Source organism: uncultured Mailhella sp. (assembly GCF_944324615.1).
In the GTDB taxonomy this organism is placed as follows: domain Bacteria; phylum Desulfobacterota; class Desulfovibrionia; order Desulfovibrionales; family Desulfovibrionaceae; genus Mailhella.
Window position 1 is genome coordinate 1 of sequence record NZ_CALUWY010000051.1, and the last position, 19142, is coordinate 19142.

A 19142-nucleotide genomic window follows, 5' to 3' on the forward strand; every position below is an offset into this window, starting at 1 on the left:
CAGCGCCTACTTCTGCGACCTCTCCCGTGACCTGCAGAACGACGTCATCGCCCGTACCGAACACACCGATATGTAAGAAAACCGGGAAGCGGGAGCCGGAAGGCTCCCGCCCTTCCTGAAAACCCCGGAGCCTGCCTCCGATTGCGGATTCCCCTTTCCGCAGCGGGGCATGAACCGGATACAGAACCCATAAGGCAGGGGGCAGGCCTGCGCAGGCCCCCTGCTTGTCTGTGTCTTTTTGATAGCAAATCTCTGGACGTGGAAAATCAGAACGGGTATATTGGCAGGGCCACCGTCAGATACCGCGGAACCACGACCAGGGAACGGAATTTCCCGGATATTCTGTCCATGCAGCATGTCCGGGCCGGTGACGCGAGGAAGTCCGGCATCTGCCGTTTTTCCTTCGTTGCCACGCCACGTTGAGGCCCGTCGGTGCACGACGTGCCCTGTCACGGCCTTGCGGGCGCCCGCCTTCCGGGGGCAGAGGCCGTCGGGGCTTCCCTTCGGAAGCGTGCGCCGGGCGAAAAGTCGTGAAAACCGGGTTCTCCCGGCGGGAGGCGCGGGGCGCTCCGGCATGTTGCCGGGCGGATTTTCACGCAGGGTTCCTCTTCATGATCGCGCCATGCGCGGCAAGCCTTTTTCCTGAGGAAAGGAGTTAAAAATGCAGTTTGGTTTTATCGGTCTGGGCAATATGGGCGGCGTCATCGCGCGCAACATTCTGCGTGCCGGTGAAAAGGTCAAGGTTTTCGACCTCAACGTGCAGCGCGCCGAAGAATTCGTGGCCGACGGGGCCGTGGTCGCGCATGACCGTAATGAACTTGCCGATTGCGACGTGCTCTGCACCAGCCTTGCCATGCCTCAGCATGTGACCGGCACCGTGCTCGGCGAAGACGGCCTGTATGCGAAGATGAAGGCCGGCGCCATCCACGTCGAATTCAGCACCATCGACCCCGGCACCGCCAATCAGATGGCCGAAGCCGCTCATGCCAAGGGTATCGCCTACATCCAGTCCACCGTGGGCAAGACCCCGCAGATGGCCGCCAAGTGCGAAGAACCCCTGTTCATCGGCGGCGACCGCGAGGCCATTGATAAACTGATGCCCCTCTTCTCCAAGATCGGTCAGCCCCGTGACGTGAACACCGTCAACGCCTCCTGCGCTGTGAAGCTCCTCAGCAACCTGATCGGCATGTCCAACCTTGCCGTTCTTGCCGAAGGCATGCGCATCGGCGCCCTGGCCGGCATGGAACCCCACAAGCTCATCGAACTGCTTCAGGACACCGGCGCGCGCAGCTTCCAGCTCGACGTGCGCGGCCCCTGGATCGCCGACGGCGACTATGCCGCCCGCTTCGGCGTGAACCTCACCGCCAAGGACCTGCGCCTCGGCTGCGCCATGGCCCGCGACTGGGGTTATGAACCCAAGATGATCGAACAGGCTTATGCCTACTACACCCAGGCCAGCGAGGCCGGCATGGGCATGGAAGACTCCTGCGCCGTCTACAAGATCACGAAGTAAGGCATGCGAAGGGTGGCGCACGCCACCCTTCCTTCCGTATGGCCGTAAACAGATTGTTACAGGTCGCAGATGTACCGCCTCGATATAAAAACAGAGCGGTAGTTGCGCCTGTACGGTTTGCTTTTATTGGTTTCATGCGGAAGATATAGTGTACTATGGCATGTGAATAAAAGACCAGTATTTTAACAAAAAAGATATATACAGGAAAAATACATCTAAGCATTTGTTAATAAGGATAAAATATTCTCTGATGAGGGTATTTGCATTTGCTTAATTATTGAAAATTGATATGCTTCGTGACGAGAATATGACTATGCCGTCATATATGGTGATGACGGACGTGAAATGGATATCATCCATGGAAGTGCCGTTTCAGCCGGCAGGCGGTATTGTTTGAGGCAGGTCAGAAAGGCGCAGTCGCCTTTTGAAGTCAAGATTATCTGGAGGGACACAATGTCTTATACCGTTCGCAAGCCCAGGCTTGGTGTGCTCGCCCTGGGTCGTTCTACGTTTGATACCGAATTTGCCGCCAAGGTTCATGCTCAGGCTCTGAACACGCTCGCCGCCATGGACGCCGAGCTTATCGGCGGCAAGGAAATCCTGTACGACGCCGCCGCGCTCGAAGCCGCTCTGCCCGCCATTGAAGCGGCCGATGTGGACGCTCTTCTGGTCATTCAGGTGACCTTCACCGACGCCGAGAGCACCGTGGCCGCCGCCCTCAAGCTGGGCAAGCCCGTCATCATGTGGTCCTGGGCCGAAGCCCGCACCGGCGGCCGTCTGCTGCTCAACTCCTTCTGCGGCGTCAACCTGGCCTCCCATGCTCTGAGCCGCCACGGCAAGAGCATCGTGCATGTGCACAAGGATTCTTCCGATCCCGAAGCCGCCACGGAAATCTTCCATGCCGCTCAGGCCGCTTCCGTGCTCAACCAGCTCAAGGGCCAGAAGTTCCTGCTCATCGGCGAACATCCCGACGGATTCGACGCCTGCAACTTCAACCCCAACGATCTGTTCCGCCTGTTCGGTATGACCACCGATCATATCGACATCCTTGATTTCATCAACGAAACCAAGGCTCAGCCCGACAGCGTGGCCGACGAACCCTATGCCCGCCGCGCCGCCCAGTTCCCGAACCTCGGCGAACTCGACCACGACGCCACCATCAAGACCTGCAAGATCTACGCCCGCATGCGCGACAAGGCCGCCGAACAGGGCTATCTCGGCATGACCGTGCGCTGCTGGCCCCACTTCTTCACCCATTACGGCGCGGCCGCCTGCGGCGCCATGGCCATGATGAATGAAGACGGCGTGCCCTGCGGCTGCGAAGGCGACCTCTACGGCGTGCTCACCGCTCTTCTGCTCACCCGCCTGCAGCATTCCGGCGCCTTCAACACCGACCTTGTGGACGTGGACGTGAAGGACAACACCGTGGTGTTCTGGCACTGCGGCCAGGCCCCCATCGACATGGCCGATCCCGAAGGCCCCATCCGCGGTACCATTCATTCCAACCGCAAGCTTCCCCTGCTTTCGGAATTCTGCCTGAAGCCCGGCCGCTTCACGCTGGCCCGCATCAGCCAGGGCAAGGGCAAGCTGCGCCTGCTCATCGGCGGCGGTGAAATGATCAGCCGTCCTCTGGCCTTCTCCGGCACCGCCGGCGTGGCCCGCATGGACATCCCTGCCGAACAGTTCATGAAGAACCTCATTGCCGAGGGTATGGAACATCATTCCGGCATCGTGTACGGCGACTGCCGCGAACAGCTCAAAATGATAGCCGAAATGGTCGGCCTCGAAGTGGTGGATCTCACCAAGGCGTAATACAGGGAACGGAGGCGGGCCGTAACGGTTCGTCTCCGTTTTCGTATCCGACTGTTTCCCTATTTCCGAAGAAATTTCTTTGCAACATCAGTCATAGCAGAACAAGGCAGAGCACTATGCAGAAATTTGAGAATCTATCCCCATGCAAGGGGCTGGCCCTGGCTTCTCTTGCCGAGAACAAGGCTGTTTTTTCCACCGATGTCGGAAAGCTTGAGGTCACGGTGTATGCGGAAGGCTGCTTCCGCGTCCGCCTCGGCGACGCTGAGGTCAACGATTACGGTATTGTATGCGCCAAGGACGAACGTCTGGCCCTGAATGTGCTGGAAAGCCAGGATGATGTGCTCTGCTCCAGCGGTGAATACGCGCTTCGTCTGACCCGCTCCCCCCTGACCTACAGCCTGGAAAAGAACGGCAAGGTCGTGCTGCCCGTCACCGAAGACAGCCACTTCGTCCGCAAGTTCCGCCTGCCTCCCGTGGCCGCCACGGAAGAAGGCTGGTTTGCCGCTCTGGGCCTGCCCTTCGGCGTGGCCGTGTACGGCGGCGGCGAGAACTACGCCGGGCTGAACCGTCGCGGTATGCTGCTGGACATGTGGAATGAAGACGCCCTCGGCGTGAACAGCTCCGTCTGCTACAAGAACTGCCCCTTCGTGTGGTCTCCCGAAGGTTACGGCGTGTTCGTGAACACTCCCGCCTATGTGCGCATCGGCGTCGGCTATCAGCAGTGGGCCAACCAGAGCCTCTGCCTCGACGTGAAGGACGCCGTGCTCGATCTGTTCTTCCTCTTCGGCGATACTCCCGCCGAAATACTGCGCCGCTACACGCACCTCACCGGCCGTTCCGCCAAGGCCCCGGTGTGGAGCCTCGGCCTCTGGCTCTCCAAGGCCTACTACCGCGTGCCCGCCGAAACGCTGGAAGCCGCTTCCAAGATGCGTGAGATGGACGTGCCCTGCGACGTGATCACCATCGACGGCCGCGCCTGGCAGGATACCGACACACGCTTCGCCTTTGAATGGGACCCCACCCGTTACGACGATCCCAAGGCCTTCTGCGATTCCTTGAAGGCCATGAACTACAAGATCTGCGTGTGGGAATATCCGCTGGTCTCCATCAAGAACAAGCTCTTCGGCGAAATGGCGGAAAAGGGCTGGCTGCTCCGCGACAAGGACGGCAAGGCCTATGAATACGCCTTTGATCCCGGCCCCTTCGGTCAGGTCCTGACCCAGCTGCCCAACAGCGGCCTTGTGGACTTCACCAATCCCGAAGCCTGGGAATACTGGTGCGGCCGCCACAAGGAACTGTTTGATGCCGGTGTGGACTGCATCAAGGCCGACTTCGGCGAACAGGTGCTGCCCGACATGTACGCCTGCAACGGCGACGACGGCATCCGCATCCACAACGTGTATTCTCTGCTGTACAACCTCTGCGTCTACGAAGCCGGACGCCGTTACTATGGCGAAAACGCACTCTGCTGGTCCCGTTCCGGCTGGGCGGGCAGCCAGCGGGCTCCCATCCAGTGGGCGGGCGACTCCCAGTCCAGCTGGGGCGGACTTGCCGGTTCCATCCTCGGCGGTCTTTCCTGGGGCATGAGCGGCGTTCCCTACTATTCCTCCGACATCGGCGGCTTCTACGGCGATCAGCCCACGCCCGAACTGTTCGTGCGCTGGACCGAAGCCGGAGCTCTCGGCTCCCACATGCGTTTCCACGGCATAGGACCGCGCGAACCCTGGGCCTACGGCGCTGAAGCGGAAGACATCTGCCGCCGCTGGGTGCGTCTGCGCTACCGCCTCATCCCCTATCTGTCCGACGCCAGCGCTCAGGCGGCCGCCACGGGTATGCCTCTCATGCGCTCCATGGTGCTTTCCTTCCCCGATCAGCCCGAAGTGTGGCCCTTCGAACTTCAGTACATGCTGGGCGACAGTCTGCTCGTCGTGCCCGTGGTCCGCGAAGGCGGCAAGGTGCGCTATCGTCTGCCCAAGGGCACCTGGTACGACTTCTGGACGGGTAAGGCCGTTGCCGGCGACCGTACCGTGGAAGAAACCGTCGCCCTCGACCGCATCCCCGTCTTCGTGCGCGAAGGTGCGGTGCTCAAGCTCGGTCCCGTGGTGAATCACACCGGTGAAATCGAAAATGGAAAGCGCGTCGCCGCCGTTGTTTCCTTCGGCGGAGTCACCGAGCATTCCTGCGCCTACGACGATGAAGTCGCCTTTGAGAACGGAAAGCTTGTTCCCGCCGCTCATGTGAGCGTCGTGGAACCGGAAAAGCTTCATGAATATATTTTTTCCGGAGGGAATATATGCTGAATATGCTTGACAATCTGATCAGGCGGATCAACGGCGTGGCCGTCAAGATCAGCACCGTGCTCATGGCGGGTATGCTGGCCGTGGTGACGCTGAATGTTATTCTGCGTTACTGCTTCGGTTACAGCATCACCTGGACGGAAGAGAGCGCCCGCTTCATGATGGTGTGGATCACCTTCCTGCTCTTCCCCTATGCGCAGCAGCGCGGGGAACTGGTGGCTCTGGACTTTCTCGTTCAGCGTATGCGTCATACCTTCACAGGCGTGGTGCTGGCCCTCGTTACCGAAGCTCTGGCTCTCCTTGTGCTTTCGGTGTGCGTGTATCAGTCCTACTTCTACATCCAGCGCTCCTTCTCCGCCGTCAGCATGGCCATGCAGCTGCCCATGTGGATTGTTTCCATCGTGCTGCCCTACAGCTTCTGCATGACGTTTCTTGCCAGCCTGCTGTGGTTCCTCAAGCTTATTCCCTGCCTCGGCAACCCGGACAGGCTGAAGGAACTCGATGAAAGCCGCGCGGCTTGATTCAGGCGGCGTTACTGCTGAAATATCCATGATTTCCGGAGTTTTTCATGAATATCATTGCTAAGATCGCAGCACTCAAAATGTTTTATCTGGTCTACTTCCTCGGTCTTGTGCTCATAGGCCTCCCCATCGTCTATGTGCTTCTGCTTGCGCCGGGTATCGACCTTGCCCAGAACGGCCAGTGGGCCTTCTTCCCCCTGCTGATGCAGCGTCTGTGGAACGGCGTTGACAGCTTCGCCCTTATGGCTCTTCCCTTCTTCGTGCTTGCCGGTGAACTCATGAGCGCCGGCGGCGTGACCGTGCGCATCGTGACCTTCGCCGAAACTCTCATCGGGCATTTCCGCGGCGGTCTCGGACATGTGTGCGTGCTCGCCTCCGTCATGCTTTCCGGCGGTTCCGGTTCCGCCGTGGCCGACGCCTCGGCCCTGGGCGGGATGCTCATTCCGGCCATGAGGAGAATGAAGTATCCTGACGGCATCTCCGCGGCCATCATCGCTTCCGCCGGTATCCTCGCCCCCATCATTCCGCCGAGCGGCCTCATGATCATGTACGCCTTCGTGGAAAACTGCTCCGTGGCGGCCATGTTCGCGGGCGGCATCATTCCCGGTCTCATGATCGCGGGCGGCCTCATGTCGGTCATCGCCTTCCGTGCGCGCTCCGGCGTGTTCCCCGATCCCAAGCCCCGTGCGAGCTGGGCGGAACGCGGTCAGGCGGCCAAGAAGGCCATTCTGCCCCTGGGTACCCCGGTCATCCTCATGGGCGGCATCCTCGGCGGCATCATGACGGCTACCGAAGCTGCGGCCATCGCCGCCTTCTATGCCCTGCTGCTCGGTGTGTTCTACACCCGTGAGATCAAGCCTTCCCATCTGCCCCGCATCTTCGCCAGCTCCGCCATCGCTTCCGCGAAGATCCTCATCCTCGTGGGCGCGGCCGTGGCGTTTGCCTCCGTGGTAAGCCTGCGTCATACCCCGCAGATGCTCGGTTCCGCCCTGGTGGCCCTCACGAGCGATCCGCACCTGCTGTTCCTGCTTGTCAACATCACCCTGCTTCTGGTCGGCTGCATCATGGACGCCGGTCCCACCATCCTGATCCTCGGCCCCATCCTCGCTCCCGCCATGGAGGCCGTGGGTATCGATCCCATCCACTTCGGCGTGGTCATGGTCATCAACCTCACCATCGGTCTCATCACTCCTCCCATGGGCCTGGTGCTCTTCGTGACGCAGGGCATCAGCGGCGTCAGCCTGGACAAGCTGGTCAAGGAAATGTTGCCCTTCTTCGCAGTGCTTGCCGTTCTGCTGTGCGTCTTCAGCTACTTCCCCGAAACCGTTCTGTTCCTGCCCAAGGCCTGGGGCCTCATGTAATCCGTGCGGACGGCCCGCACGGGCCGTCCGCCTTCAACCATGCATAGGAAGGGCCGTTTATCCAAGCGGTTTCCATGGCACATAAACCTTTAACGAAAGGATACCCCTATGAAAGGCTTTGTGAAGTCCGTTGTGTCCCTGTCCCTCGTGCTCGGCCTCGCCTGCGCCGCCGAGGCCAAGACCGTGCTGAACCTCGACTTCCTTTCCAATGAAGGAACCGCCGAGCACGCTTCCACCCTGTTCCTGAAACAGTATGTGGAAAACCGTACCGGTGGTGAGCTGCAGATCGACATCTATGCCGGCGCTCAGCTCTGCGGCAACCCCATTGAATGCTTCCAGTCCCTGGAAGCCGGCGTGGTGCACATCTACCCCGCCACCGCCGGCGGCATCGCCGTGGTGTATCCCCCCATCGCCGCTCTGGATATCCCCTACATCATGCCTTCCGAAACCGTGGCTCAGAACGTGCTCTCCGGCCCCTTCGAAGACAAGCTGCGTGAACTCATTTACAAGAATACCAACGGCAAGCTGCTCATGATGAGCCTCTCCAACAGCGCGGGCTGGAGAAACTATGCCAACGCCAAGCATCCCGTGAAGAGCCCCGCCGACCTCAAGGGCCTCAAGCTCCGTACCGTGGAAAACAAGGTGCAGCAGGAACAGGTTCGTCTGAACGGCGCTTCCCCCACCCCCATCCCCTTCATGGAAGTGTATGACGCTCTGAGCAAGGGCGTGGTGGACGGCACCCTGAACTCCATCACCGACCTCACCGCCGTGCGTCTGCATGAAAAGGCCAAGTACATGACCCTCGACGGCCACAACTTCATGTTCTCCGCCTGGTTCATGGATGCCAACTACTTCAAGAGCCTGCCCAAGGAATTCCAGGACGCCCTCATCGACGGCTTCAAGCTGATGGGCATCGTGGAAAACGGCGTGCAGATGGATATGGAACGTCCCGCCTACGCTGCCTTTGCCAAGGCCGGCGGCCAGACCTACTTCCCCACTGCTGAAGAAAAGGCCCAGTTCATCGAAGTGGTGAAGCCCCTGCGCGACATGTACCTGCAGGAAACCGAAGGCGGCGCCGAATTCCTGAAGGAACTCGATGCGGCCATCGCCAACGCTTCCAAGTTCGAACAGAACCGCCGCGCCTCCTTTGACGCTCTGAAGTAATTCTGTAATCCTTCCGGCCGGGGGGATGTTCCCCCCGGCCTCCATGAGGATTTCTCCAAGCGCCCAAGCGGGTGGGCGTTTGGACAAGCCCGTCATGGAAGGCGCTTCTGCGCCGAGGCGGGAGGCCGGTCACGCCTGCCGACCCTTTTTTTTTCTCTCTGTTACCCTTTGCTATTGTGGAGAATCATCATGGCTGTCAGTGTCAAACCTTTCGGCAGATTCTGGAATCAGGATATCAATGCCACTGTGCTGTCCAACAAGAACGGCATGGAAGTGGAAGTGCTCGATTACGGCTGCATCATGCGCCGCCTCGTGGTGCCGGGCAAGAACGGCCCCGCCGACGTGATCCTGGGTTTCGACAATCTCGCCCAGTATCTCTACGGCCATCCCTGCTACGGCATCCTCGCCGGTCGTGTCGCCAACCGTATCCACAACGGTGAATTCACCCTGAACGGCAAGACTTATCATCTGCCCTGCAATGAAGGCCCCACCGGCCAGCATCTGCACGGCGGCTTCCGCGGCTTCGACAAGTTTGTGTGGTCTTCCGAAGCGGAAGAAAAAGACGGCGTGTCCCGCGTGGTGCTCCGCAGAACTTCTGAAGACGGCGAACAGGGCTATCCCGGCGAACTCGACGTGGTGGCCGAAATCAGCCTCGACGAAGACAACGGCGTGGCCCTGAACTTCACCGCCACCGCGAAGGATCAGGACACCATCGTCAACCTTGCCAACCACAACTACTACAACCTTGCCGGTCACGATTCCCCCAGCATCGAAGGCCATGAACTGCGCCTGTATGCCGATGCCTACACCCCCGTGCAGAGCAACATGATCCCCACCGGCGAAATCCGCCCCGTGTCCAAGGATCCCGCCTATGACTTCACCTCCATGAAGCGCATCGGCGATCAGATGGCTCTGCCCGGTCTTCCCGACCGCATGTTCGACGTGAACTATGTGCTGAACGGCACTCCTTCCTCCGAAGCCGGCCTCACCCTCGCCGCGGAACTGCGCGATCCGGCCTCCGGCCGTACCATGACGGTGTCCACCGATCTGCCCGGCATCCAGTTCTACAACGGCTCCAAGCTGAGCCTGCGTCACTGGGAGGGCAAGGACGGCGTGGTTTATCAGGCCTTCAACTCCCTGTGCCTGGAAACCCAGTTCTTCCCCGATGCGCCCAACCAGCCTTCCTTCCCCTCCATTGTGCTCAAGGCCGGGGAAACCCGCACCACGCACACCATGCATCGTTTCAGCTGGTAAAGTAGAAACGGGGCGGGACGAGTGCGTTTCCTCCCGCCCCTCGCCGTTATCCCTTCACCCATTTAACCCCCTGCGAGGTTCCCCATGCCCTTTTATACAATGAACGAACTTCTTGCCCTCGACCCCGCCAAAGACTGGTGCGTCGGTCACTTCAACGTGCACAACTACACCACCCTCGGCGGCGTGGTGAAGGCTGCTGAAGAAATGAAGGCTCCGGCCATCCTCGCCCTGGGCGCTCAGGCCTACAAGCATATCGGCATGGAAAACATCATGGCCCTGTGCTTCTCCGTCATGGAACAGAGCAGCGGCCGCTTCGCCCTGCACATCGACCATGCGCGCGATCTCGGCCTCATCCGCAAGGCCCTGCGTCTCGGCGCTTCTTCCGTGATGTTCGACGGCTCTTCCCTTTCCTTTGAAGAGAACATCCGCATGACGAAGGAAATGGTGCAGATGGCCCACGACTACGGCGCGAGCGCCGAAGGCGAAGTGGGTGAAGTGCCCATGCCCGGCGGCAGCCGCGCCGACATCATGTACACCGATCCCGACCAGGCCGCGGAATTTGCCGAACGCACCGGCGTCGACTTCCTGGCCGTGTCCCTGGGCTCCATCCACGGCATGAAGACCAGCTCCATGGATCTGGATCAGGACCTGCTCCGTCGTCTGAGCTCCATCGGCGTGCCGCTGGTGCTGCACGGCGCTTCCGGCGTGACCGAAGACGCCATCCGCACCGCCACCCGCAACGGTCTGCGCAAGATCAACATCAACACCGCCCTCAAGGGTGCTGCCGTGAAGCGCATCCGTGAACGTCTGGCCGTGGAACCCGACTGCGACCTTCTCGCCCTTCTGGAAGACGGCCGCGAAGGCGTGCGCGCCCTTGCCGCCCACTACATGGAACTGTTCGGTTCCGCCGGCCGCGTGAAGGACTGCACCGTCACCGGCAACAGCCTGCCCGAACATCTGCTGCAGGGCGAATAAGCCTCCCCGCTTCCGGCCGGGGCCCCGGCCGGAAGCTTTTTTTTCACCACAGACGGGCGGACAGCCGCTCGCCCATGAGAGCCTGAATATGAATATTGTCTGCATCGGCAATCTTTTTCTTGATCGCGTCTATCAGGTCTCCGAACTGATGAGCCGCCCCCAGAAACTGGGCACGACCAGCGTGACCATGCGCGGCGGCGGCCCTGCCCCCACCGCGGCCATTGCTGCTTCGCGTCTGGGCGTGAAAACGGCCTTCTGGGGCCGCGTCGGCGACGATGCCGAAGGCCGGTGGCTTAAGGACCTTCTGGCGGGCAAGGGCGTGGACGTCTCTGGCATGGTGACCTGCCCCAATTCCCGCACTTCCTCTTCCTGCATCATGGTGGATCCCGCGGGCGATCGTCAGATCCTCGCCTATACCGACCCCGCCATGGACATCAGCGCCGAAGCCCTTCCCGTGGATACGCTGGATTCCAATACCCTCATTCTGAGCGACATGCGCTGGCTTTCCGTCATGCCTCACGTCATGGACGAGGCGGAAAAGCGGGGCATCAAGGTGCTGCTCGACGTGGACGTGGTTTCCGATGATCCCAGATATCTGGCCTGTGTGAAGCGTGCCGACTATGTCATCTGCGCGGATCTGGGCATGAAGAAGATGCTGGGCATGGACGACACCATGGAAGCGCTGACCGAACTCGGCCGTATCTGCAAGGGTGTTGTGGCCGCCACTCAGGGTGTGGAAGGTTCTCTCTGGAACATTGACGGCGTCATCAGCCGTGTTCCCACCTTCCCCGATGTCCCCGTGACCGACAGCACGGGCGCCGGCGACGTGTTCCACGGCGCCATGGCCGCGAGCCTTGCGCAGGGCTACGGCGTGCTGGAAGCCGCGCGCCGCGCTTCCGCCACCTCCACGCTGCTGTGCCGCAACGGCCACGGCTGGGACGGCATTCCCACCAGCGCGGATGTGGATGCCTTCCTTGCGGAAAGGGACGCCCGCGCATAACGGACTTTTGGAGGAGCCGGCATCCTCGTGTCCCCCGACCTTCCCCGGTACACAAGAGCAACAGCCGCGGGAACGTGGGAAACATGTATGCAGCCTGCTGTAAGAAAGGTTTTTTACAGCCATGTGTTCCCGGGGGCGGGTCCTTGCAAAGGACCCCGCGCATGAAGGGACGCCGTCTTCCTTGAAGATGAAGGGGATTCACCGCATTGCGGTGAATCCCCTTCATGTTTTAACGCCGGAACGCTTCTGTAGGATCAGCGGAAGCGTGACGGAAAAAACACGTCTCCCGGACGTTTCGCCGTGCAGGCTGCTTGCGGCGACAAGGGCGGACGCATGCCGGAGCATGCAGAAAGGGGGGCAACATCCCGACGGGGAGTGTGACGGCATAAAGAGAGTGCCCGCAGGCCGGGAATGGGGCTGCGCTTCGGTGGTGCAGCCCCTTCTGTGCTTTTGCCATGGAAAGGAAGGGGAGGGCGTCCTGTTTTTCCGCGCTGCGGCGTTTTTCTGCCGTTTCGGGAAAGGGAGGCCCGTCACGGGGCCTTCAGCCTCTTGACCATGGCCGCCGGAAAGCGGAAAAAGACATCCCGCCGGTATCGTTCTCCCGGTGCGGCATGGTGCCGCCTGCCGCAGGCACGGCAAAGCGCAGCTTCTCCACGGGGAGAAGTCATCTTTGCGCCTTTTCGGCTCTGATTGCCAAGATGGCCGTATTTTATTATAATAAAAGGAATTTCAACAGCACAGGGGCGGACCATGTTGCAAAATCACATCGATCAGCTTCTGGACGTCTTCAGCGACGGCGTCTGCGTGACGGATACGCAGGGCGTCGTGCTTTTCGTCAATGCCATGCATGAGGCCCTCACTGGTGTTCCGCATGACAGCATGATGGGACATAATGTGTTGGAGTTTCTTGGGAAGGGCGTTTTCGACGTCGTCCTCAATCCCGAGGTGCTCCGCACGGGGAAAATGGTGACCAAGGTACAGACGCTTTCCAACGGTCGCCGACTTGTGCTGGAAGGGCATCCTCTTTTCGACAAGAACGGGCATGTGGCCTTCTGCGTCACGCTCATGCGCGACGAGAGCCGTCTTCAGGAGCTGAGGGGCAAGGTGGCCTTTCAGAAGGAACTGCTGGACGTGTTTTCCAAGCTCAGCAATTCCTCCAAGCAGGAAAGCCGGATGCCGGAAATCGTATACAGTCAGGCCATGGTGCGCCTGTACAGCAAGATCCGCGTGCTTGCGCAGACGGATGCGCCGGTGCTCATACTCGGGGAAACGGGCGTGGGCAAGGACGTGCTGGCCCGCCGCATCCATACGGAAAGCGGGAGGGCGGAGCGGCCCTTCATCAAGGTGGACTGCGGCAGCATTTCCCCTCAGCTCATCGAAACGGAGCTGTTCGGCTATGTGGGGGGCACCTTTTCCGGAGCGAACAAGAACGGCAAGGTGGGGCTCATAGAGGCCGCCTCCACGGGTACGGTGTTTCTCGATGAAATAGGGGAACTGCCCATCGCCATGCAGACGCGCCTTCTGCGCTTTCTTCAGGACGGCGAAGTGCTGCGCGTGGGCGCGACCACGCCCCGGAAGCTGGATGTGCGGGTCATTGCGGCCACCAACCGTGATCTGGAAAAGGCCGTGGCCGAGGGCGAGTTCCGCAGCGATCTCTACTACAGGCTGAAGATTGCCGTGCTTGAGGTGCCCCCTCTGCGCGAAAGGCGCGACGACATCCTGCCCATGGCGCAGGTATTTCTTGATTTCTATGCGCACAAGTACGGGCGCAAGCTGTCGTTTGCTCCCGAGACGGAAAAGCTCATGCAGCATTATTCCTGGCCGGGCAACGTGCGGGAACTCAAGAATACCATACAGGGCATTGCCGTGCTCTGCCCGGAAGAAGTCGTGCAGCCCTCCCATCTGCCCTTTGCCGCCTCCATGCCCGGCTATGCCACGGAAAACGACGCTTCCTCGCCCATTGTGTTCGACGGGCGCAGCTACAAGGACATCATGAAGGATGTGGAAAGCGTGGTGCTCCGGGCGGCCATGCACAAATACGGCAGCATTGCCGGGGTTGCCCGGGAACTGGATGTGGACCGCAGCACCATTTTCCGCAAGGTCAAGGAGCTGGAGAAGCGGGGCGTCACCTTCGACTGACACGCCTTCAGCGTCTGCACGAAGCGGCGCAGCTCCGGCCTGTCCGGGCAAGGTCGCTCAGGGTCACACTGTCGGCATAGCGTTCCATGCATGCGCCGAGTCCGTTCCAGAAATGCACGGAGGCGCATTCCTTCCGAAGTTCGCACTGTGCTCCGTCCGGGGCGAGACAGTCCACCGGCGCCAGGCTCCCTTCCACGGCGCGCAGAATATCCCCCGCCGTGCACCGTTCCGGCGGGAGCGCCAGGCGGTAGCCGCCCTGACTGCCGCGTTCGCCCTTCACCAGGCCCGCCTTGCTCAGCGGCACGATGATCTGTTCGAGGTACTTGAGGCTGATGTTCTGGGAGGCGGCGATATCCCGGAGGGGCGTGTTGCCCTGATCATGATGCCGGGCAAGTTCAATCATCACGCGCAGGGCATAACGGCTCTTGGTAAAAAATTTCATGATCTTCTCCTGCCGGTTTCTGCCGGAACCCGGGAAGTGTTCCTCTCTCGGAACATGCCGGGATTCCACAACGGGCCGTCTCTCTGCCGTATTCCTGCGGAGGAGGCCCCTTGCGGAATGTTGAGGGGGCAAATAATGACAACCATGCCAGATCGGCGGTGAAAGGTCGAGAAAAAAGGCCGCATTCTGTCTTTCTGCCGCATTTTTTATGTCCCGGGGCGCATGAGACCATGCCGCGCCCGGCATGCACGCGCGGCCTTCATGGTGAAGCGGGGAAGGGGGGATGCGGAACTGTCGCCGGAGTCCGGAAAAGGACTACGGGGTGTTCTTGATATACCGTCCCGCCCGGTAGCGGAAGCTGGAGCGGGCCATGCCGCAGCGTCTTGCAGCCTCGGACGTGTTGATTTTTCCCTCTTTCCACAGCGCATACACGCGCGAGAACGCCGAAGGCAGCGGGCTGGGTTCCCGGCCGAAGCGTGTGCCGCTGATCTTGGCGGCGGCAATGCCCTCGGCCTGTCGCCTGCGGATGTTTTCCCTTTCGTTCTGGGCCACGAACGACAGAACCTGGAGCACCAGGTCGGCAATGAACGTGCCGAGAAGGTCCTTGTCCCTCCGGGTGTCGAGCAGCGGCATGTCCAGCACCAGAATATCCACTTTTTTCTTCTTGGTGAGCATATGCCACTGTTCCTTGATTTCCTCATAGTTGCGCCCGAGCCGGTCGATGCTCGTGATGCAGATCTGGTCTCCGGGTTTCAGACGGCGGAGCATGGCCAGATACCGGGGGCGGTGAAAGTCCTTGCCTGAAAGTTTGTCGATGAAGAGGTGCTCGTCGGCAATGGCTCTTTCCTGCATGGCCAGACGCTGACGGCTTTCGTTCTGGTCGATGCTGGATACGCGGATGTAACCGTAGGTTTTTCCCATGGGTTTTCTCCCTGGCTGAAGGTGGAACTCCTGTTCTCGTCACGGGGGGACGAGTCCGGCTTCATGGAAAAGCCGGATGTTAATGGTTGAACCTGAATTCTTCCTTCAGCCGGCAGGATACGCAAGTCTTGGACCGTATTCAGGAATCTTCTTTTCCTTCTGCAGAGCGCCTTCTGGAAAGGAGCGGTTCTGCCCCATGCCTTGCAGGCCTTTTCTGCGCCGGAAGAAGGGCCGGAGCGGGGCGTTTTTCCGCAGATATCGGAAGGCCGGCAGCAGAAAGCGCGGGCACGGCCGCTGCGTCTGCATCCGCAGTTCAGCATGGGGGAGAGCTGCGGCATGTTTCACAGGGCCTTGTTTTCATGGAACATAAACGGCATTCCGGTGCCTGCCCTGCCGGTATAGGCATGGTTTTTCTGATGATGCAGCATGCCTTCGTTCGCAAACAGAAGTATTTTTTTCTTTTTTATGTGAGTCCTGCTGTTGCAGGAATGAAGAATATGTTAATATCATGTCTCAGTAATATTGACATTGCAGGGGGATGATCGTAGATTTCTCCAAAAAAATATGGAGGTTAATATGAATAAATTGTGCATGTTAACGTGTTCTCTCGGGATTCTCCTTTCTGCTTCGGCCTGTGTCGGCAATACTCAGAATCCTCTGGATAGCTTTGTGAATTCGACGAAAAATACGTTCATTGCCATGACCGGTTCGGCATCTTCCGGGATAAATTATGCTGAACCTCAGGGGTTTACAGCGTCGGTTAATGGCGACGACTATTTTCTGACGATATATAACGGCAGGGTGCATACCCTGTTCTATATCGGCGACGCAGAACCTGCTCTGCTTTTTAAAATTACGAAGAGCGATGCCGGTTCTTTTACTGCTGAATGCGTTGCTGATGTGTCCTTTGACAAGTGGAATGACAAGCATCCTTCGGGGACCATCTCCGGTAAGATGTCGGGGGATGATCTTGTCATCACCTTCAGTAATGACAATATGGATGTTACCGGCTATAATCTTAAGTCCCTGACCTTGAAAAAGGTCAAGGATGATGTGACGGGCTTTGTGCAGAGCAAGAAAAATATTTTCGATAAAAAGATATAATAATACCGATGTTGCTTCATTCATGTCCGTGCTGCGCACAAGGCACAGGCATGCATGCTTGAATGAACACCATGACTGCCATGACGGGGTATGGAAGAGACAGATCCTGTCTTATGTCTGTGTTTTCTCGTCGGAAGAAAGCCGCTGTCGCATACGATGTTCCGCGACCGGACCGGCTGCGGTCATGTTCTGACCTGGGCATGAAGGTTTCATGGAGTTCATGCCGTGTGCGGCGGTGAAGCGTCCTGCAGAGGATGCGCCGCGCAGACAAGGCATAAAAAAATGCTCCCCGGCTGCAACCGTTCCGTGTCGCAGCATGGGGAGCATATTTTTTAACCCCTTCGGGGTTTGTCGACTTTTCTGGTGGAGGCGGGGAGAGTCGAACTCCCGTCCGAGAAAGGTCCACGCAAGGCCTCTACAGGTATAGTCTGCGTATGAATTTTCGCCTCAGGATTTGCCCGCAGACGGGCATCCGTCAGTTATCCCGCCGTAGAGTCTCACGCACGCCCCGGAAGGAACAGACGTACGCCAGCCCGATGGATTGGCGCCTCGGCGACGTATCGGGCGTCGGCCGCTTCGGCGTGACGGTCTAGGCCGTCAGGGTGCCCCGCCGCTTACGCAGCGTAGGCGTATTCGTAATCGTTGTTGGCAATTACTTTGTTGCCGCTTTTTACGAGGCCAGCGGCGCCTCGACCTGCAACCATGGCTTCCAGCATCCCCGTCGAAACCAATGCGCCCCCATGACGGAGGCCTTTGCTGACATGGGTCAGAAAGACCAGCCCGCGCTTCAAGCGCGAAGCATTATTAATATACGCAGGAAAGGCCGTTTCGTAAAGAGGGGCGCCGCGCGGATTCTCCGGGAAAAGGGCATTGTTCCGGAAGTTCCCCCGGGGGAGGCGTTCCCGGGGAGCGGAACGGCGCGGGGAAATCGCCCGCGAGGGGCCGGGGGCCATGCGGCGCAGCATGCCTTCTCCGGGCCTTTCTTCAGGGCTTCGGCAACCCAGGGGGGGCTTTTTCGGGCATGGAAAAAGGGCCGGAAGGGGCAGGGGCTTTTCCGGTCAGTCGAAGTCGGCCAGAAGCGGAGCCATGCTGAAGGAACCGAGCCGTATGCCGCTGCATTCGCGCCGCATTCTTGCCATGGCCTCGTAAAGATGGGGGGACCCCATGCCGTTATGGATGGAACTGTAGGCCTCGATGAAGGCAGCCAGTGTGTCGCAGGCCTTGATGAGCTGCCCGTCCTTGGGGTCGTACTCGTCGCGGTTGAAGTTTTCCTGCAGGGCGGGGAAGCCGTCCTGTTTCAGAATGGTTCCGTCCACGCGGCAGGTGTCGCTGAATTCCGACTGCGAGGCCAGGCCGAGATAGTAGGCGAGCCGTTCGCGGATATGGCCGCAGCCTTCCTGTTCCAGCGGATCGAGAATTTTGCTGTGCAGCTCTTCATCCTCATACTGATGGATGATTTCCGGCAGCTGTGCCACGGAACGCTTCACCGGGGTGATGATGTCGCGGGTGAGCAGCTCCGCGAGGTCGTGGAACAGGCCGCAGTAGAAGTCGTTGATGCGCCGCTGGGCGCATCCGTCAAGGTACAGGCTGAAGAGGTAGGCATAGACGGCCACGATGAACATGTGCCCCAGCACGGAGGTGGCGGGCACGCGCGGCGTCTGCGCCCAGCGTATCTGGAAGCGCAGCTGGCCGCAGAGATTGGCCATGCGGGCAAGCGCCGTGCCGGAACCGGCCAGCAGCTCGTTCACCCCCTCCACGTCCTTCAGGGCCAGCAGCCGCCTGTTGAAGGAGGGACCGATTTCCTTGATTTCCTCATCAAAACCGTTGAGCGGTTCGATGAGGGAAAATTCCCAGCGCGAGGCGTACATGTGCGCGGCGCTCAGAATGCGGTCGGAAAGCCGGTTCGCCTCTTCGGCGGGCCGCTGGTGATAACGCACGAGCCTCTGCCAGAAATCCTCGTCCAGCGGACGGATGCGCGGTTCAAGTTCCTTCAGCGCCCAGGCGGTGAGCTCGGCATAGTGTTCCTTGTTGGCCTTGATGCGGTAAAAGACGGGCGGCTTGATGTCGGTAATGATAAGCCTGTAGAAATAATCGAAAATGCCGCCTTCGATGATGTCGATTCCCATGCGGCGGTGCTCTTCTTCCGAAAGATGCGTCGCATTCTGCTGCCAGAGGAGGAAGGCCACGATCATCTTGTGGGCCTGCTTGTCCAGCTCGAACAGTTCCACGGGCCGGAGCTTGTCGTTCCAGCGCCGCATGTTCGCACCGGAGAAAATAAATTGAAGAAGGCTTTTTCTTATGCTCCGCATGGCCGATTCCTCACTTGCTTAATCTTCCGTTTTATGGCAAATACCTTCTTTCGATTGTTCTGGCAAGGGAACGGCGGTCTGGTAGCCGCTCCCAAGGTGCGTTTCGCCGGCTCCCCGTTGCGGGTGGGACGTCTCCGGTTTCCCTGCACAAAGGAACGAATGTAACGAGGAATGTGCTTCTTCGCCCCGGCGGGCGGGAAGCCTTTTTGTGACTACGCCTCTTCAACGGCACACTCATGCGGTTCCGCTTTCTGCGGGACAGGAGATATTTTCATGAAAACTTTCAGCCCGACCCCGGCCGACATCGACCGTCAGTGGTATCTGGTTGAC

General features: G+C 59.6%; 15 protein-coding genes and 1 other RNA gene. 12 read left to right on the forward strand and 4 right to left on the reverse strand.

Going from position 1 to position 19142, the window contains the following annotated elements; all coding sequences use genetic code 11:
- The first annotated feature begins 661 nt into the window (after nt 1–661).
- From Q0K07_RS09885 to Q0K07_RS09930, 10 genes are all read left to right on the forward strand, one after another.
- Complete coding sequence (locus tag Q0K07_RS09885) at nt 662–1513, forward strand: NAD(P)-dependent oxidoreductase (RefSeq protein ID WP_294558851.1); 852 nt, start codon at nt 662–664, stop codon at nt 1511–1513.
- Nucleotides 1514–1966: 453 nt separating this feature from the next.
- Nucleotides 1967–3325 (forward strand): L-fucose/L-arabinose isomerase family protein, encoded by a 1359-nt coding sequence (locus tag Q0K07_RS09890; protein ID WP_294558852.1) that lies wholly within the window; start codon nt 1967–1969, stop codon nt 3323–3325.
- 116 nt (nt 3326–3441) lie between these two features.
- On the forward strand, nt 3442–5625 hold the full coding sequence (locus Q0K07_RS09895; RefSeq protein WP_276819397.1) for a TIM-barrel domain-containing protein: 2184 nt from the start codon (nt 3442–3444) through the stop codon (nt 5623–5625).
- Complete coding sequence (locus Q0K07_RS09900) at nt 5619–6143, forward strand: TRAP transporter small permease (protein WP_276819396.1); 525 nt, start codon at nt 5619–5621, stop codon at nt 6141–6143. Before Q0K07_RS09895 ends, Q0K07_RS09900 begins: the two co-directional genes overlap by 7 nt.
- Nucleotides 6144–6190: 47 nt before the next feature.
- Complete coding sequence (locus tag Q0K07_RS09905; RefSeq protein ID WP_294558853.1) at nt 6191–7504, forward strand: TRAP transporter large permease; 1314 nt, start codon at nt 6191–6193, stop codon at nt 7502–7504.
- A 108-nt stretch (nt 7505–7612) separates the two neighbouring features.
- Nucleotides 7613–8668, forward strand: a complete 1056-nt coding sequence (gene dctP, locus Q0K07_RS09910; protein ID WP_294558854.1) for a TRAP transporter substrate-binding protein DctP — start codon at nt 7613–7615, stop codon at nt 8666–8668.
- A 189-nt stretch (nt 8669–8857) separates the two neighbouring features.
- Nucleotides 8858–9922 (forward strand): aldose epimerase family protein, encoded by a 1065-nt coding sequence (locus Q0K07_RS09915; protein ID WP_294558855.1) that lies wholly within the window; start codon nt 8858–8860, stop codon nt 9920–9922.
- A gap of 84 nt (nt 9923–10006) precedes the next feature.
- On the forward strand, nt 10007–10897 hold the full coding sequence (locus Q0K07_RS09920; protein ID WP_294558856.1) for a class II fructose-bisphosphate aldolase: 891 nt from the start codon (nt 10007–10009) through the stop codon (nt 10895–10897).
- An 88-nt stretch (nt 10898–10985) separates the two neighbouring features.
- On the forward strand, nt 10986–11897 hold the full coding sequence (locus tag Q0K07_RS09925) for a carbohydrate kinase family protein (RefSeq protein ID WP_294558857.1): 912 nt from the start codon (nt 10986–10988) through the stop codon (nt 11895–11897).
- 750 nt (nt 11898–12647) lie between these two features.
- Entirely contained in the window at nt 12648–14036 is a 1389-nt protein-coding gene (locus tag Q0K07_RS09930; RefSeq protein ID WP_294558859.1) for a sigma 54-interacting transcriptional regulator, read from the forward strand.
- A 7-nt stretch (nt 14037–14043) separates the two neighbouring features.
- Here Q0K07_RS09930 and Q0K07_RS09935 read toward each other — a convergent pair whose 3' ends face one another.
- Both Q0K07_RS09935 and Q0K07_RS09940 read right to left on the reverse strand, forming a co-directional pair.
- A complete protein-coding gene (locus Q0K07_RS09935) occupies nt 14044–14478 on the reverse strand; it encodes an Rrf2 family transcriptional regulator (RefSeq protein WP_294558861.1) in 435 nt (144 codons plus the stop codon).
- Nucleotides 14479–14793: 315 nt separating this feature from the next.
- Complete coding sequence (locus Q0K07_RS09940; RefSeq protein WP_294558863.1) at nt 14794–15399, reverse strand: recombinase family protein; 606 nt, start codon at nt 15397–15399, stop codon at nt 14794–14796.
- 128 nt (nt 15400–15527) lie between these two features.
- On the opposite strand from Q0K07_RS09940, the gene Q0K07_RS09945 reads away from it, so the two are divergent.
- Together Q0K07_RS09945 and Q0K07_RS09950 are read left to right on the forward strand one after the other, a co-directional pair.
- Entirely contained in the window at nt 15528–15941 is a 414-nt protein-coding gene (locus tag Q0K07_RS09945; protein WP_294558864.1) for a hypothetical protein, read from the forward strand.
- Nucleotides 15942–15975: 34 nt separating this feature from the next.
- Nucleotides 15976–16503 carry a hypothetical protein gene (locus Q0K07_RS09950; protein ID WP_294558866.1) on the forward strand — a complete coding sequence of 176 codons (528 nt, stop codon included), beginning with the start codon at nt 15976–15978 and terminating at the stop codon, nt 16501–16503.
- Between the two features lie 361 nt (nt 16504–16864).
- Here Q0K07_RS09950 and ssrA read toward each other — a convergent pair.
- Together ssrA and Q0K07_RS09960 are read right to left on the reverse strand one after the other, a co-directional pair.
- Nucleotides 16865–17243: a transfer-messenger RNA gene (ssrA, locus tag Q0K07_RS09955) on the reverse strand.
- A gap of 318 nt (nt 17244–17561) precedes the next feature.
- Nucleotides 17562–18812 (reverse strand): HD domain-containing protein, encoded by a 1251-nt coding sequence (locus tag Q0K07_RS09960; protein ID WP_294558868.1) that lies wholly within the window; start codon nt 18810–18812, stop codon nt 17562–17564.
- Nucleotides 18813–19142 lie beyond the last annotated feature (330 nt).